Origin of the sequence: Hominisplanchenecus murintestinalis, from assembly GCF_943193015.1 — a bacterium.
Classification (GTDB): Bacteria; Bacillota; Clostridia; order Lachnospirales; family Lachnospiraceae; genus Hominisplanchenecus_A; species Hominisplanchenecus_A murintestinalis.
In genome coordinates this window covers 17,457-33,587 of record NZ_CALPCM010000031.1, presented here as the reverse complement: position 1 = coordinate 33,587, position 16,131 = coordinate 17,457, and the positions used below count along the sequence as shown (strand labels likewise).

16 protein-coding genes and 2 pseudogenes are annotated in these 16,131 nt (G+C 41.4%); 1 reads left to right on the top strand and 17 read right to left on the bottom strand.

Annotated elements, in window-relative coordinates; all coding sequences use genetic code 11:
- From NFR99_RS10795 to cas9, 16 genes and pseudogenes are all read right to left on the bottom strand, one after another.
- The coding region (locus NFR99_RS10795) for a DUF4368 domain-containing protein (protein WP_251353613.1) at positions 1-1,607 on the bottom strand (1,607 nt) is incomplete at its 3' end.
- A 108-nt stretch (positions 1,608-1,715) separates the two neighbouring features.
- Positions 1,716-2,015: a hypothetical protein gene (locus NFR99_RS10790; RefSeq protein WP_172535975.1), complete on the bottom strand. Its 300-nt coding sequence runs from the start codon at positions 2,013-2,015 to the stop codon at positions 1,716-1,718.
- The gene (locus NFR99_RS10785) at positions 2,012-3,376 is read right to left on the bottom strand and encodes a relaxase/mobilization nuclease domain-containing protein (protein ID WP_251353612.1); all 1,365 of its coding nucleotides are present in this window, start codon (positions 3,374-3,376) and stop codon (positions 2,012-2,014) included. Before NFR99_RS10785 ends, NFR99_RS10790 begins: the two co-directional genes overlap by 4 nt.
- 1 nt (position 3,377) lies before the next feature.
- Positions 3,378-3,734 (bottom strand): tyrosine-protein phosphatase, encoded by a 357-nt coding sequence (locus NFR99_RS10780; protein WP_251353611.1) that lies wholly within the window; start codon positions 3,732-3,734, stop codon positions 3,378-3,380.
- Positions 3,735-4,366: 632 nt separating this feature from the next.
- Positions 4,367-4,792: an RNA polymerase sigma factor gene (locus NFR99_RS10775; RefSeq protein ID WP_251353610.1), complete on the bottom strand. Its 426-nt coding sequence runs from the start codon at positions 4,790-4,792 to the stop codon at positions 4,367-4,369.
- A gap of 469 nt (positions 4,793-5,261) precedes the next feature.
- Entirely contained in the window at positions 5,262-5,603 is a 342-nt protein-coding gene (locus NFR99_RS10770) for a GntR family transcriptional regulator (protein WP_251353609.1), read from the bottom strand.
- Positions 5,596-5,823 (bottom strand): helix-turn-helix domain-containing protein, encoded by a 228-nt coding sequence (locus tag NFR99_RS10765; RefSeq protein WP_016219450.1) that lies wholly within the window; start codon positions 5,821-5,823, stop codon positions 5,596-5,598. The genes NFR99_RS10770 and NFR99_RS10765 overlap by 8 nt, the downstream gene beginning before the upstream one ends.
- 97 nt (positions 5,824-5,920) lie before the next feature.
- Positions 5,921-5,986 (bottom strand): annotated as a pseudogene (locus tag NFR99_RS15590) (ArsR family transcriptional regulator); the annotation flags it as partial.
- A gap of 123 nt (positions 5,987-6,109) precedes the next feature.
- A complete protein-coding gene (locus NFR99_RS10760; protein WP_251353608.1) occupies positions 6,110-7,690 on the bottom strand; it encodes a hypothetical protein in 1,581 nt (526 codons plus the stop codon).
- Positions 7,674-8,405 carry an ABC transporter ATP-binding protein gene (locus NFR99_RS10755; RefSeq protein ID WP_172538814.1) on the bottom strand — a complete coding sequence of 244 codons (732 nt, stop codon included), beginning with the start codon at positions 8,403-8,405 and terminating at the stop codon, positions 7,674-7,676. The genes NFR99_RS10760 and NFR99_RS10755 overlap by 17 nt, the downstream gene beginning before the upstream one ends.
- 21 nt (positions 8,406-8,426) lie before the next feature.
- Entirely contained in the window at positions 8,427-8,624 is a 198-nt protein-coding gene (locus NFR99_RS10750; RefSeq protein ID WP_016219453.1) for a hypothetical protein, read from the bottom strand.
- Between the two features lie 101 nt (positions 8,625-8,725).
- On the bottom strand, positions 8,726-9,262 hold the full coding sequence (locus NFR99_RS10745) for a helix-turn-helix domain-containing protein (protein ID WP_016219454.1): 537 nt from the start codon (positions 9,260-9,262) through the stop codon (positions 8,726-8,728).
- 138 nt (positions 9,263-9,400) lie between these two features.
- Positions 9,401-9,775, bottom strand: a complete 375-nt coding sequence (locus NFR99_RS10740; RefSeq protein WP_135977009.1) for a TnpV protein — start codon at positions 9,773-9,775, stop codon at positions 9,401-9,403.
- 187 nt (positions 9,776-9,962) lie between these two features.
- Positions 9,963-10,286: a CRISPR-associated endonuclease Cas2 gene (gene cas2 / locus NFR99_RS10735; protein WP_120486094.1), complete on the bottom strand. Its 324-nt coding sequence runs from the start codon at positions 10,284-10,286 to the stop codon at positions 9,963-9,965.
- The gene (gene cas1, locus NFR99_RS10730; protein WP_120486107.1) at positions 10,276-11,187 is read right to left on the bottom strand and encodes a type II CRISPR-associated endonuclease Cas1; all 912 of its coding nucleotides are present in this window, start codon (positions 11,185-11,187) and stop codon (positions 10,276-10,278) included. The genes cas2 and cas1 overlap by 11 nt, the downstream gene beginning before the upstream one ends.
- A 141-nt stretch (positions 11,188-11,328) precedes the next feature.
- Complete coding sequence (gene cas9, locus NFR99_RS10725) at positions 11,329-14,637, bottom strand: type II CRISPR RNA-guided endonuclease Cas9 (RefSeq protein ID WP_251353607.1); 3,309 nt, start codon at positions 14,635-14,637, stop codon at positions 11,329-11,331.
- Positions 14,638-14,966: 329 nt separating this feature from the next.
- Here cas9 and NFR99_RS10720 point away from each other — a divergent pair.
- Positions 14,967-15,176, top strand: a pseudogene (locus NFR99_RS10720) (phosphohydrolase); the annotation flags it as partial.
- A gap of 32 nt (positions 15,177-15,208) precedes the next feature.
- On the opposite strand, the gene metA reads toward NFR99_RS10720, so the two are convergent.
- Entirely contained in the window at positions 15,209-16,129 is a 921-nt protein-coding gene (metA, locus tag NFR99_RS10715) for a homoserine O-acetyltransferase MetA (RefSeq protein ID WP_251353606.1), read from the bottom strand.
- Between the last annotated feature and the right edge of the window lie 2 nt (positions 16,130-16,131).

The window sequence follows — 16,131 nt, the reverse complement described above, 5'->3', positions numbered from 1 at the left end:
ATTTCCTCGTCCGTGGGGATGTCCACAATCCCGACATAGGAATAGTAGATGTCGATTTGCTGTGTCCGTTTCCCGTCCTTTTTCTCACGCTCATGGACTACGATTTTATCCACAAATGCGTTTAGGATTTCGGGCGTCAGCTCGTCGATGTGGGTGTATTTCTTGGTGACTGCTATCAACTTGGCGACATTGGTCGCTTCTGTGTCGGCTTTGCTGACCTCGGCTGTCAAGGCTTCGATTTCCTGCTTTAGCTGTTCCTGCTCGGCTTCATATCCGTCTGACAGCTTGTAAAAGCGTTCGTCATTCAGCTTTCCGTTGACATTATCCTCATAGATTTTACGGAACAGGCGGTCAAGTTCCTTTATCCGCTTTTCGTCCTTTTCTATCTGTTTCTGCTTTGCGGATAACTCGTATCGGCGTTCCGCAAGGGTGGCGTCAATCTGCTGTCGGATAAACACATGCTCAAACTGCTGTAAATAGGAGAGGAAATGCTGAAGCTGTTTCAAGACCAACTGTTTTAATGCGTCCTCTCGGATATAGTGCTGCGTACATTCCTTTGCCCTGCTCGTCCTTTTATACATGGAACAGCGGAAATGCTCATATCCGTTTGCTGTGGCTAAGCTGAGTTTCGCCCCGCAGTCGGCACAATAGAGCAGCCCCGAAAAGATACTTGTCATTCCGCTTTTGGTCAGTCTGCGTTTGTTCTCCCGTATCACCTGCACTTTTTCCCATATATCCCTGTCAATGATGGGGGTATGGGCGTCCTCGATATACGTCCGCCTGTCCTTTGCGGTGGGGATGCGTTTCTTGCTCTTAAAGCCTAAACGGATGGATTTAAAGCTCTCCGTCACGCCGATATATGCCACATTTTCCAGAATGGATGCAATCGTGGCTGGCTCCCAGTTATAGGGATATTCCGATTTTTTTGCAACGCCGATTCCCTTTGACACTTTGTAGGCTGACGGGGTAAGCACTTTATCTTCCCAGAGGGCTGTGGCAATGGCTGACACGCCTTTCCCCTGCATACAGAGTAAGAATATCCTGCGGACAACTGCCACCGCTTCCTCGTCCACAAGCCAACGGGTTTTGTCATCTGGATTACGCGAATATCCGTAGGGCGGTGCGCCTAAATGCTCCCCCGCAAACCCTTTTGCTTTCTTGACTTCCTTTACCTTTTTGCTCGTGCTTTTGGGATACCATTCGTTGAAAAGGTTGGTAAAGGCGGCAAATTCGTTGCTTTCAAGGCTGCCCGTGTCCACGTTGTCCATGATGGCGATAAACCTCACACCTGCTTCTGGGTAGATGATTTCGGAGTAAGAGCCGACCTCAATATAGTTCCTGCCGAAGCGTGATAAGTCTTTGACAATGACCGTTTTTACAAGCCCTTTTTCAATGTCCGCCGACATTTCCTTAAAGCTAGGGCGGTCAAAATTCGTACCCGTATAGCCGTCGTCCACGTAGAATTTCGGGTTAGTGAAACCGTGTTCTTTGGCGTATTTCATCAGATATTCTTTCTGGTTTACAATGCTGTTGCTTTCGCCTTCCCGTCCGTCATCTTGGCTTAATCTACAATACAATGCAGTAAATTCTTCCTGCTGTCTTTTCATAAAGCTCTCCTTCCCGACAGCAGACACGGTATTGTGAAGTGTAGGTACAGTGTACCACATCTGCCCTTAAACTTCAACGCTTTAAAGCGATAATTCTTCCGCTGCCTGTTATTCCCCGTTGTCATCACCCCAATTCTCATCATAAAATCCATATCCCTGTGCGCCACGCCGAAAAATATCCGTAAGCATTACAAGTAAGTCCCTCCCGTCTTTTCGGAAATGGGCGTTGACGGTGAATTCCGTGCCGCCGATTTTCTCGGTGAAACTCATCGGCTCTGGGATGCGGACAAGGGGCGTGACGTTCTGGACAGGCGGCAGAGGGGGATATATCTTATCGGGATTTACCATAGGGGCGTCCTTGTATTCCTCCATAATCTCCTGTATTTCTTTCTCGGACAGTCTGCTCATCGCAATAATTCCTCCCTCCTGCGGTCTGTTTTAATTGGCTGTTTCTGCCGATTTAACCACTGATTTTCAATCGTGTCGTGGATTTGGTTTAAGCAGCCGTCAATGTGTGCGGAGCGTTTCTCAATCCCGTCCGCATATTTCAGCCGCTTTCTAAGCTCCGTTATCCGCTCTGTCACGCCCTGTTTTTCGGCTCGGAGTGTTTCTTTTTCGGCTGGTGTGGCACGGCGTACCTTGTTCCGCAAATGCTGGCGGTAGTCAATCAGTTTATTCATTTCGGTCTGGTTTTTCTCCCTGTCGGCGTGTAAATCGGAGAGAGTAGAAATGTTATGCTTTGACATATACCGCACCTGTGCGGTAATCTCGTCCAGTTTCCGCAATTCCTCTTTCATCAGCGGGCTTGTCGGCTTGTAGTCCGTGCCTTTGGGAAATATCCCTAACTGATAGCACCAGTAGTAATATAACGCTAAGATTCCCGTGGTTTTCTGGTGTGATTTCCATGCGTTTTTATACTGCTCTGGCATATGGGGAGAGTAGGAAATCCTTGCTTTGTAGTTTCCATAGCGGGAAATCCCGCCTAAACATGACCGTATGAAATCGGGAGTCAGCCGCTCGTCAAGCGTGTCTAACCTTGTGAAATGGTTGTATTGCGGCAGCTTCATTTTCCAATGGCTGCCCGAAAAATCAATTTCATATCCCTTGTCAGTAAGGTATTTCATCAAGTGCTGTAAATCCCTGCTCCCGTTGATTGCTTCTTTTAAATCCTTCCGATAGACGTTGTAGCGTGTCGGCTTGCCGTTCTTTTCGTCCAGATACAGTGGTCTTGACGGGGCTTTCTTGGGGTTTTCAATTACCGACAAACCGTACTCTCGGCATAAGCGGTCGGACACTTCCCTTAACCGTTTCTGCTCCGATTTTGAGTAATTATATTTGCTCCCATCCAGATAAGAAACGGAGTTGAAGCAGAAATGATTATGCAGATGTCCTTTGTCAAGGTGGGTGGCAACGATTATCTGGTACTTGTCGCCCCACATCTCCCTTGCTAGCTTCAACCCGATTTCATGGCACTGTTCGGGCGTTACCTCGTCTGGCTTGAAGCTCTGGTAGCCGTGCCAAGCGATATATCCGCCTGTCTTTTGGTACTGTTTTTTTGTCAAAATCATCTGCTGTAATGCTGTTTCTTTCAGACAATTGATTGCGGAAACATACTCGCCCTCATTTGTTTTTAACGGATTTTTCACATAGGAGAACACGTCAAAAAAATCCTGCATATCTTGATTCGGCACGGTCTTTTCTGGGTTTTCTATATAGTCAATCACGTCTTTTATGCTCCCTTTGACATGCCATAGGCTTGTTACCGCCATATCAGACCGCCCCCTGTTCTGTCAATTCTTCTACGTTAAATCGTTGTGGGAGAGTTGTTTTTTGTTGCAGTTCTAAGATAAAATCCTCAATCTCTTTACAGATTTCGGCGGTGGTTGGATAGTAGGGAACACACTTTTTGAAAGCGTCATGCATTTCATAGAGCTTGTTTAACAGTTCCCAAAACTCGGTTTTAGGCTGTGGCTGCGGGGAGTTTCCCTTGCATAACTGGCGCATAAATTCTGCTGCGGACAGACCGCAAGCGGCGGCGCACTGCTTTAATTTTTCATGTTCTTCCTCGTTCAATCGGACGGTAATCGGGACATTCCGCACGTCCTTTTCTGATTTTTCTCTGCTCATTTTCCTTAATCCTCCAGTCTTAAATTCCTTTCTTCGGGGTATTCAGGGGCTGTCCTCTGAGTTAGTCCATGCCCGCAAGCGGCATGGATTGGGATTGTGGCTGACACAATCCGATGCTCGCTATCTCTGTGGACAACGCCGCAGAGCATTTTTCCTGTGCAGCGGCATTCTTCCATACCTGTCTTACCCGCCGAAAAGAAAATCCTATGTCCCTGCACCTCCGTTCTGGATTCGTTTTCTCTTGACTTTTGGATAAATGAAAAGCCGCTACACTACACCACGAACGACAGGAGAGATTTCTCCTGCTCGGATTCGCAATGCTATGTAACGGCTTTGGGATTCAAAACCTTGCTGCCATACGCCAGCCGAAAAGGGCAGCATAAATTCGGCGGTGGTCAGCCTTGTCCGTTGGCTGACATTTCATTCTTCCATCTATGTGCTATTTAATTTTCAATCTTCCAATTCCCTTACGGGTATTTCAGAATACCATAGCGGCTGTATCCATGTCAAGATTTTGAGCAAACTTTTTAGTATTCCCTGTGGACGGGAATTTTATTCATTTAATTTTAAATTGGGTGGGGAAATTTTATCCCCACCCAATAGCCCGCCGAAAAACCGTCTATCTTAGATGATTATAAAATCTTCCGCAGCTTTTTCCGCAGATGGTCTAGCCTTGCATAGATAGCTCCCGTTGTCAATCCAACAAGCGGGGCAATTTCCTTTGTGGAATAGCCCTGCATTTTCAGCAGGATAATTTGCAGGGTACGCATGTCCACCGTAAGCAATGCCCGATACAGAGTCTCGTCCTCAATCTCATCCAGTAAATCGGCAACCGACTTTACTTCGGTATCCCGCTCCCTGTCTGCCATTCCCTCAAGGTATTCGCCGAAGTCGCTTGTCCAATGGTAAAACCGCCTGTTGGAATTGAAGTCTGCCCTGTCGTCTGTGCGGATTTGTTCAATGGTGTTTTCATCAACTCCATGCTCCCGCAATATTTTTTCCTCGGCTTCTTTCCAGATAAGCCATTTCCTGTTCTCACGTCCGTTGTTGTATGCCATTCTTTTTTCCTCCAATCTGAATTTTTGAAATGTAATAATCCAGATTGGAAAGGCGGCGAACGACAGCCAACAGCAGAAACAGCCCCTCGGCACATTCCGATAAAAAACGACAAAAGAAAAACCGCAAAGGCTCTGTGTCCTCTACGGTTATAAGTAATCTCAATTCTGTTAAGTGGAGATTCTACTTCTGGTTTCATGGTGAGAAGTAGCGTTGCATAAGCAGGGACTTTTTTAACGGGTTTCCTGCCAATCCCCAATATGCTATGTATAAGTCAAATCTGCGTTGCATGAGCAGATAGCTTACTGCCCGAAAAAAGGACATAAAAAAATCCCTCCAAACTTAAAACAGGTCTGGAGAGTGTCTGTTAAGTCTTTTCGGGCATAGCAAATCAGCCCACCAAAACACCGTTTTTTTATATGGCGTGCTTGTATTGCCTATTTCAAATTCCAATAATGATTTCTTTATGTTCTAATAATCCTCTAGAAAATGCCTAATGAGCATAGCGATTTCTTCTTTTTTATATCCCAATTGGGACAATTTACATAGCAACTCTTTCTTAGCTTCATCCACTAATTTTTTCTTTACATCTTTAATATCAACAGCAACATAATAACCTTTTCTTTCATTGGTATAAATAATACCCTTTTCCATCAACAACCTTAAAGCACAAGCTACTGTATGGGGATTTACTTGATTAACTTCCGCATATTCCCTTATACTCGGTATCGGTTTACTTGGTGCTTGATAATTTACAAAAATATCCATTTTAATTTGTTCTGCAACTTCCTGATACTTGTATCTTTTATTCATCTTTTTCTTTCCCTGTTAATAGTCTTTGAATTGTTATATTATAAAAATCAGCTATTTGAGGGAACTGATAAATGCTAGGACGGGATATTCCTTGTTCCCATTTAGATACTGCTGACTTTGAGACGCCACAATACTCTGCAAGTTTCTCTTGTGAGTTTCCTTTTTTCGTCCGCTCTTCTTTTAACACTTCCGAAATATGTAATTCAATACCCTGTTCCATAGTGGCTCCTTTCTTCGGTACTATAAATTATTTTTAACTATGAAATAACTTCATCAATTTCAAAAAAATTGATTTGATAAAAAACGTAACTGTTCAATTAACAAGAAGAAACCAATCGACTTTTTTCAAGGGTTGACAAATGATACGATACAGAAGGAGCAGAAACGGGTAGTTACTTTGCAATCTCACCCGCAGTCTGCTCCCATTTTTCAAATAAAAATTTTCATCTGTTCTTATCTGTCAAAGCCTTAAATTTCAAGTCTAAAAAGCTATGTTTTTCACAACTTCATACATATAATTGTGTTCGGCAAACCTTAAGATAGATTGCCAAAGTTGCCAGCAGTATTAGACAAGTAATACCAAACATAATCATCATTTGGTAATGCGGAAAGATTATACAGAGATACAATGGCGTTAAGCTGCTTGCCATTCCACCTCCAACTGTAGCTAAAACTGAAATTGCCCCACCTTTTACCGCATAATACTCACTTGTCCAATCATACTTAGGAAACTTGATATTCAGATAAACACCAAGAACTGAAATGAAAAAAGTATATACCGTAGGGATAATAAATAACAGTATAGTCTGCATCAAGGAACACGGAATCGCAATTCTGATAAAAATTGCACTAACATATAAAACAGGAAGTATCACTGTTAAATTTACCGCAATTTTAGAATTGTACACTGTCCTTGCCTGCGTTGGAGCGGAACACATAATCCATCTGTTTTTTCCCTCTAAAGACAAGGATGCTGCCGTGGTAGAAGTCATAGTCACAAAAATGGCAAGCGCAATCGGCATAATATTTTGAATGATGCTCATGATTCCCATCGTTTCTATTTGCTGTCGTAAAGCAGGCGGCATAAAAAATGCTGCCCCAAGTGCTACAACGAAAAGCAGGACAATTCCAATACATGAATTCAAGGCATAAATCGTACATGAACTTAATCGGCGAAGCTCCTTTTTATACAATGCCATAAACGGAGATGAAGATTTTAATGTTCCCATTTTATAATCTTTTTTTGCATAATGTGAGAATACCGCTGTATTCAGTCTTTTATAGTAATGAGAAACAATCGTTATGAAAGCAATGCCCAGCAACAGGGAAACAGCGGCAAAGATAACAAAGCTTGCCCAATCATTATGTAATAAGGCATTTGTAAAAAGAATAGCAGGCGGATAAAATTTGTTTACCGCTTCTGCCATTGCAACGCCTAAATTAGTTATCTGCGCCTCATCCATTGATTGTGTTTTTGCGGAAGCAAATACAATCATCAGTACGGCAGCCGTACTCAAAACCAATGAAAAAACATTTTTGTGTCTTGAATGTGATGAAACGGCAACAATTAGAACACCTAATGATAGAGAAATAATCATAGGAATAATCGGTGTCAAAAATAACGCACCCACTAAAAACAGGTAACTAAAAATCGGCGGATGTTCGTATACGACATAGATAATGCTTGACGGCAGCATGGCTATAAAGCCAATTATCAGATTGATGAGATACAGCATCGTTATACGGCTTGTTACGATAGAAATCGTTCTTACAGGCATGGACATAACCATATCATAATCTTTTAATCCAATAAGAACCCCTGTACTTTTAACGAATGTAAGGGTCAAAGTTGCTAAGGAGCAGACCACTACCATGAGCGTTGGCAATGCTTTGCTGAGTCCCGCTTCTGCCATGCTGTTGCTGAATTTCACCGTATAGACTACAAGAATAGCAATGGCGGTAAGTCCTAAAGCACCAACAATCGCAGAACGTTGTTTTTCCTGTTTATCACGAGAATGAATCAATCGGTTAATTCCAAAAAGATTATATAACTGCATCCTCAAAAGATACTTATACTTGCCTTTCATTTTCAACTACCTCCATGAATACATCTTCAAGACTATGACTTCCTTTGATTTCTTCCATTGTTCCACTTTCTATCAATTTACCGTCATTGATGATAGTAACCTTGTCACACAATTTTTCGGCAACTTCAAGTACGTGAGTAGAGAAAAAAATGGCTGTTCCAGCTTCACAAAGTTCACGCATAATCTTCTTTAAATGAAAAGATGCTTCAGGGTCAAGACCTACAAACGGCTCATCCAACACTAAAAGCTTGGGAGAATGTACAAATGCGCCTATTAATGCAAGCTTCTGTTTCATACCATGCGAATAGGAACTGATTAAATCCCCAAGACTGTCCGTTAAATTGAGAACATCCGCATATTTTTGTATTCTTGAAACTCTTTCTTCGGCAGGAACAGAAAACATATCACACATATAGTTTAAATATTGGATGCCTGTCACATAGTCATATAAGTCGGGATTGTCTGGAATATAAGCTGTAATAGATTTGCATTTTACAGGCTCGTTCTTTACAGAATGACCGTTTATGAGGATTTCCCCTTCGTCAAAGTCCATTATCCCGACAACTGCACGGATTGTTGTTGTTTTCCCCGCACCATTGTGACCAATAAAAGCATGGATTTCTCCTGCTTTCACACTCAAATTCAGACTGTCAACAGCCTTTTTATTTCCAGAATAAACTTTAGAATAATTCCTAATTTCTAATACGGCGTCCATTTTATTAGCCTCCTTTGAATTTTAGTTTTTGTACTTTTTCACAATTGCCCAGTAAAGGATTGCGGGTACAGGGGTAAATAATAGAATAAAATATTTATTTACAACCGAACCAGAACCAGACACTCCAAAGTGTAATGGGATTTCCTGCGGCAATAAAAAAGTTAGTGCTGCTAATACAACAAAAGTTACAAATGTAATGATGATGCATTTTTTCTTCATAGGTCTTGCCTCCTTTTTAATATCACAGTGATAATAATATCATATTGATATTAAAAAGTCAAGAAAAATCCTGTCCATCACTGAGGACAGGCGGGAAATTTTTAATCCATTTTAGGCGGAGAAATAATAACGCCAATAGAATGCAGCTTTCTACCCGCTGCCGGTGCGTTGTTTCCATAAGGCTTTATTGCATCTCGAATATTTCTAATTAACATCTCAAGTTCCCCATCTGTTAGATAAAGAGGGGATAAGGAAAAACCAGATTTATCCTTTACAATGTCTATATCATCCCGTTTACAATAATCTTGGAATAACTCCGCAAAGCCAATGATATATTGCATAAACGACTGCATATAGGCTTCACCAGAGTTGCTGTCTAAAATTTCTTTAAAATCTTTTGTCATATCAATATCTATCGCATAAGTCTTTTCTAAAGCACCTCTGACTTGCGTTTGATTTACAATTTTTAATACTTTGTCATTTGTCATCCTCTTTAAATAGCGATAAAGCGTTGCGGGCGGAATATCCGAAAAGGTCTCGGATAAATGTTTAGCGGTAGTTTCCCCACAATTCTGTATTTCCAGAAATAGTTTGCATTTAATCGGGTTCGTCAATACATCCATAATTTTTTTATCCATGCGTATCCCTCCAATAATTCGGTCTATTTGATAATATTATCATTTTGGTACTATAAATTCAAGAACCTTTCATTGATGATAATCTAAGATAACAAACCTAAAAGTGGCAAAGTTTTTATACCTTGCCACTTTTAGCACTTATACGAAGATTATTTCGTTATTCACAATCCCCCTCGCACACGCCCTTATGTTATTCACTCTTCCTGTCCATTCTAAGGCGTTTTCTGCCTTTAACTGTTCCGTTATGCCTTGCTCCTGTTTCAAGCCCTCTATGAGCCTTTTAAAGCGTTCCTGCGCCTGCCTGTCGATGTCGGCAAGGTAGGCGTTGAGCCTGCCGCTTGTGAGAAGATTGATGTATGTAACCTTTCGGTACTTCTTCAGATAGTCCAGATGCCGCTGTCCCCATGTGCCTATCGGCTGTTCTTTTTCGGCGGATATGGTTAAGCATGGTATTAAATAATCTCCTTGCCACTCGTATTTGCCGCCTAATTCCTCAAATAATGATTTTGCCATCTTCTAGTTCCTCCAAATAAGATATTCACTCCACATTATTGTGTCTGTTGTCTTAAACGCAATTTTGAGTTTTCTCCTTATCTGGTTTCACTCATATACCACTTTTTTTCAAAGTCAACGCCACACAACTGTGTGAGCTGCTCCATCTGAATTTCATATTCTATAATGGAACGAGATATCTGTATCTTCAAATAACAATCATCCTTTCTGCCCCAATCTTTTTTTCTGTTTCACTTTTACTTCCTACGATCAATTTCATATCACGGTATTGCTTTTCCGTGATAACCAACAACCGCACATTTCCCTTTTCCGGCGCCAGCCTTTGGACTCGCTTCTCCAGACGCCTGCAATAGTCACGATTTGGACATGTGCGGACATAAACTGAATATTGCATCATAAGAAATCCTTCCTTTATCAGTTCCTTCCGAAAAATCCGATAAATCCTTTTTTCTTTATCTGTTTCCACAGGTAAATCAAACATACATATCATTCTCATAACCTTATATTTCATCCAGCTCCCCCAAGTACTTTTTAAAATCCGGAAATTCAAGAGTATTTTTCTTTCCTGCAATCTCCGATGCAATATTTGAAACATACTCTTCCATTGCATTGCACAAGTACATCTTTTTTTGCTTATATACCATCTTATGATTCAGAAAATTGATAAGCTGGCGCCGGTGCTCTCCCTTAAAATACTCCTCCCGTTCCAGTAATCTATAAGCAAAGTAATCTACAAAAGGACGAAACGGTTCAATCATATCATCCACCAGGTTAAAGCGGTTATACTCGTTCCGATGGTGAATCCCTAACTGGCTATTTAAACCATAGCCGACGCACAGCCTTGCCAGATAAGAACGAAGGATCGCATATCCGTAATCCAGTCCGGAATTTAATAACAACTCCTCATTTCCCCGTGAAAAACTGCATCCCATCAATTCGTTAAAGTATACCTTCGCTGCATGTGCCTCCCTGTTCGTGGCATCTCCCACCTCAACTTCTTTCCAAAACCGATTCAGCAGCTCTATAGCATCCTGCTTCTTGTTCAGCTTATCTAATACCTCTTTCTGGTTCTTTATTTTTGCCCGTACAATCACCTGCCACAGCTCATCATAATATTCGCCAGACGCATCAATCTGATAGTGAATTTCTTTAGATATCCGGCTGTGATTGTCATAAGAGGAATAAAATCCAATCGGTAAATGCTCCTGATTACAAAAGACCACCCCTACGTTATGTGATGCCAGCGAACACATCATGCGAGCAGTCAACGTAATTTTTCTGTTGTCAATCACCAGCATAGAAATATCATCCATCGGAATCCATATCTCGTTCTCCTCTTTCCGTATGATGATATTATCTAATTTCAGACTAATTTCTGCATCGTTCTCTATCATTACTAATCGAAACCCCATTCTCTTCTCCTTTGCCTGCATCTTTTTCGCAAGAAAAAAGGACATCCGTCGATGTCCTTGATTTCGGCATAAAGCCTTGTTTTAGTAGATCTGAAAAAATTGAGTTATCGTAAATCTACTAAAACTATTATAGCACATCAACTACACCGCGTCAACTTCTAATATGAATTTTTCCTGGGAACAATAGAAACGGTTGCCCAGAATGTCCAGCCGAATCTTTTTCACTGATTTTGTTTTTTGCAATCCAACTAAATGCTGCTTGGCGAATTTCGGTGCGTCCATTGGTTTTGTTTCAATATAGTTTTTTTGTTTCGGCATTGTTCTGGATAAAAAGCGTTCCGTGTAATACTCTCCATCCTTTTCATATTCAATAATTTCATTCCTATAAAAAGACAAAACAAAGCGATATCCTAATTCTTCTAAATCAAAGCGGTTCTGCGAAGCCGCAATGAGTTTTTCGCTTACCAAAGCCCTTTGATATGCTTCCTCATTGAGTATATACCTTCCTTTTTCAAATTTCAAATCCGCATATTTCACTCCCACAAAGAAATACGCTTTCTTTCCCGCATGATAATACACATCCATGCGGTATGGATTCAGACTCTCCAAAATTACTTTACGACTTCCCTGTTCATGTCCATATTTATGAGAGATATCGATGCAGCTTCCTACCTCTCCATCCAGATATTTCAACTGCCTGATCCGAGGACCGTTATGTTTTTTTGCATATTTACGCAGATAATCCCCGGTTTCTTTTTCATATTCTACAAATGGATTCGCCGCATCCCGATACTCTTCTATCATGCCCAACATAACATCCCATGTTTTCCTGTCGTGAAGGTACATCAGAAAACGCTCCTGTTTTCCCTGCTCTATCATCTTCTTCAGTTTAGCCCAGCCGGACGGCTCATAAATGTTCAGCTTATTAACTTTCATCGTTGCACCGTCCTTCTCTCTGGTACCCCGTATCGTCTGATTACACAAGCCTCTATTCGGTTTCGAATCTCTCTTATGCCAGTACTTTACTTCCTTTTCCGCCTTTTGGATATTTGCGCGAATCCGCATCCATTGATTCTGATACATCAGCTCATCATATGCTTTATCACTCATAATCTGATTCCACTTATTCTCATCTAATATTTCTCCTGTTTCAAAGTCAATAATCTCCTTCTGCCGGGCATGGTACGCATCAAATCCCATCTGTGAATAGCACATCAGCATCGCATCAACTGCATGATGTGCATAGGATTCTTCCCTGTCCTTCTCCAGACGCATAACATTCCGGAGCTGATGGGTAAAACTTCCACGGACAACGCGAATTGTGGTATCTGCCTTTTTCGCTTTAAAATAAGATTGCAGGATATTCAGCACCATCCTGGAGGCATAACGGGTATCATTCAGATTTCTTGAAAGAAAGCCCTTCAATACTTCAATCTTCGTAATATCTTCTGTAAAAAGCAGCTTATCCAGCTTTGCTTTCGGTATCAGTCCTTTCCTTTTTAATTCCAGAACATAGCTTCTATACTCATCATAGCCCCAGCTCCTCCTGAGATTTTTCAAATACAGATACGGCGTCTGGTTCCGTTTTTCCTGATTTTCTGTACGATATACCAGCACCTTATTTGTTCTGCTGTCGTCAAAGGAAATCGACTTGGGAATGATATGGTCGATTTCAAATAAATACGGATTCTTTAATAAGTCCTGAATGGAAATTGCCCTGCCGGAATACACGCATATTCCATCCTGCTCCTGCCATAATTTTAATTTTAACACCAGTTTTTTATGCTGATGAAAATCCTGTTCCGTTATTTTTATCCCATATTCCTCCGAAATCCTTTTTACGATTCCTTCCAGCTCTTTTTCATTTTTCGCCTGTATTTCCTTTGTTCTTTTTTTCTCTTCTTCCTCGCTGTTATCACGCGGCATCTCAATGACAATCTGGCTCGGATTCCCGTATTTTTTCACCAAAGCATTCAGCACTTTAACAGTAATCCGGACAGAGCGTGAAACTACTGGATTATATATATTCTCCAAAATCATCTCATCCGGAATCTGATGATATTCTGCAAATTTTTCCTGATTTGTCTTGAATACCCCCATATCCGTTAAAAGCTGCATTTGATTTTTAGGCTGCGCATATAATTCAGGAATCAGCTCCTGCATAATCTTTAGAGAAAACGACTGCCATTTACTAAACAATGCGCCGCTTTTTTTCCGTAGCGCAATCAGGCAGTCCTTTTTTTCCTCTGAAAGCGTCAGTCCCTCTCTTTGGAACCCTCCCAGAATCGACTCTCTTTCTGTATTTAGCGTTAATATGTCCCCAATGCTGTCCAAATCTTCTCTGGACAATTCAGAAATATCCCATCCCTGTTTTTCAAATGCTTTACGGATTGCATTGTACTGTTCAAAATGATGAAACAGTTCTTTTTCTTTTTTGTCAATCCGTGCCCCTGTTAAGGTTTCGAGCTCTTCTCCAATTACCCGCTTCAAAATCTTCCGCATATTTACTGTATTGGCAGTTTTCACTTCTTCAATAATCTGTACTTTCTCCTCCTTCTCCAGCTTTCTGCCGTTCACAGTCAGATTATTTAAATCATTCAGCAAATTGAATTCCTGTGCCGTATATGTCGCTCCTGCCGCACGGGTCAAATCTTTATAAACACTGCATTTTCCAATCAATTTTTCAAATATATTATCCTCCGTCACGTACTGTCCGGTTTCCGCATTTATCCGGGTTGTATATTTTCCGTAATCTGTACGTGACTTTTCATTCCCCGGTCCAACATAATATTCCCGTTTCCTTGAAAAAATCTTAAGATAATTCTCCACAAAATCATCCGTAAGAAAAGCATGCGATTCCTGCTGTCTCTCTAAAATCTCAAAGATTTCTTTACGATAAGCGCCTGTTGTAAATACATTCGACAACATCACTTTCTCCCCGTCAACATCTATCGTCAGATTTCCCCTATAACTTCCATACTCTTTCAGACGCTTAAACTGAATTTCACATGGATGCATATTTTCATCCAATGCCTGCCGGTTCAGCATAATCCCTCTTTCATAATCACTTCTCCCCGAAACAGCTTCATCACCGGCATCATCTAAATAAGAGATTCCTCTATGCAGCAGAGCATTTTTTAACACGGCATATAACTGCTCTTCTGTCAAAGCCTGTGTTAATCCTTTGACACGCAGTTCCAAAACCTCTTCCGGATTAGGCTCCGGCAATTTCCTGCCATGATTCTTCCATAATTTATCAAAATCTGAAACCCTCGTCTTTCTTCTGCGATGTACACGCTTCATTTGGCGAAAGGTTCTTCTGTCAACATTTTTGCTGGCATCTGCCGAAGGAAAAAGATTTGCCCCCGACTCCACTACTTCATATTCATCGTTTACAACTGCCCATCCAACAGATGCCACACCAATATCTATCCCGAACCTTAAACCCATAAAACTACTCCTCCTCTACTATACTTTCTTTAATTTTCTACAAGCTTTTTCCACGTTTAAAATCCTTATATATTTCTTTCGTTAAAACCTTTCTTATTTCATTGCAAATATTCTATCATATATACTTTCATACTGCAATTATCCAATCAAATTTGTTTATTTCAAATCATGTCTTTGTGAAAACAACAAATTCCCAATCCAAATAAAAATACTATGTAGTAGAATAAAAAAGCAGAATTTTAACACGCCCTGTCCGAAAGCAGATAGACAGCCAGAGTTTCCTGCACTATAATAGCAAATAAAAGGAGAAAAACGATACGGAACTAAATCTGGTACAGCTCTGCGACTCACTGGCGCTGCCGACAGGCTTCTGCCTTTTGGAAAAACGTTTTGTAGACGTGGCGCTTCGTTACGGTACGCATCCGGCTACCGTGCCCCGCTGGAAAAAGATTCTGGAAATAAAAGAATATTTTGAAAATAAAACCGGGGGCTCTATTTACGAGCTGCTCCCCGGTGTGATAGAAAATAGTTTTCGCTGAAAAAACTATCGCGCAAAGCGACGCCGGGAACATTAAAACGGCGTCCCATCTAAATCATATGGCGTGCTCTGGTATACATAGTAATTCAGCCAATTCGTATAAAGGTTGTTTGCATGGGCGCGCCACATAAGCAGCGGCTTTACAGAAGCGTCATCATTCTGATAATAATTTTTCGGCAGCTGAATATCCATGCCTTTGCCCAAATCGCGCTTATATTCCCCATCCAGCGTCACGCGGTCATACTCCGGATGCCCCATAACAAAAATCTGCCGCCCCTCTTTTGCCATTCCCAGGAAAAATCCCGCTTCCTCGGATTCCGCCAGAACGGTTATTTTACCGCATTCCCGAATATCTTCAATCGGAACCTCCGTATGCCTGGAATGAGGCGCCAGGAATACATCATCAAAACCTCTGACGAGCGGAATTTTCCTGTTCAATACTTTATGCCAGAAAAGCCCGAACATTTTGTGGGGCAGTTTCTTTTTCTGCAGTCCGTAATGATGGTAAAGCCCCGCCTGAGCCGCCCAGCAGAGATAAATGGTGGAGGTCACGTTCCTGTCGCTCCAGTCCATGATTTTCACCATCTCTTCCCAGTAGTCAACTTCTTCAAACTCCATATTTTCCACCGGAGCTCCTGTGATAATCATACCGTCAAATTTCTGATCCTTTATCTGGTCAAATACTACATAAAATTTGTTCAGATGGCTTGTAGAAGTATTCTTCGACTCATGGCTGCTCATCACCATAAAAGTCACGTCAACCTGAAGCGGAGTATTGGAGAGGGAACGCAGAAGCTGCAGCTCTGTCTCTTCTTTCAGCGGCATCAGATTCAGAATCAGGATCTTAATTGGGCGGATATCCTGATGGACTGCCCGGTTCTCATCCATAACAAATATATTTTCTCTCTCTAAGATTTCTTTTGCAGGCAGTTCCGCCTGAACTTTAATCGGCATAT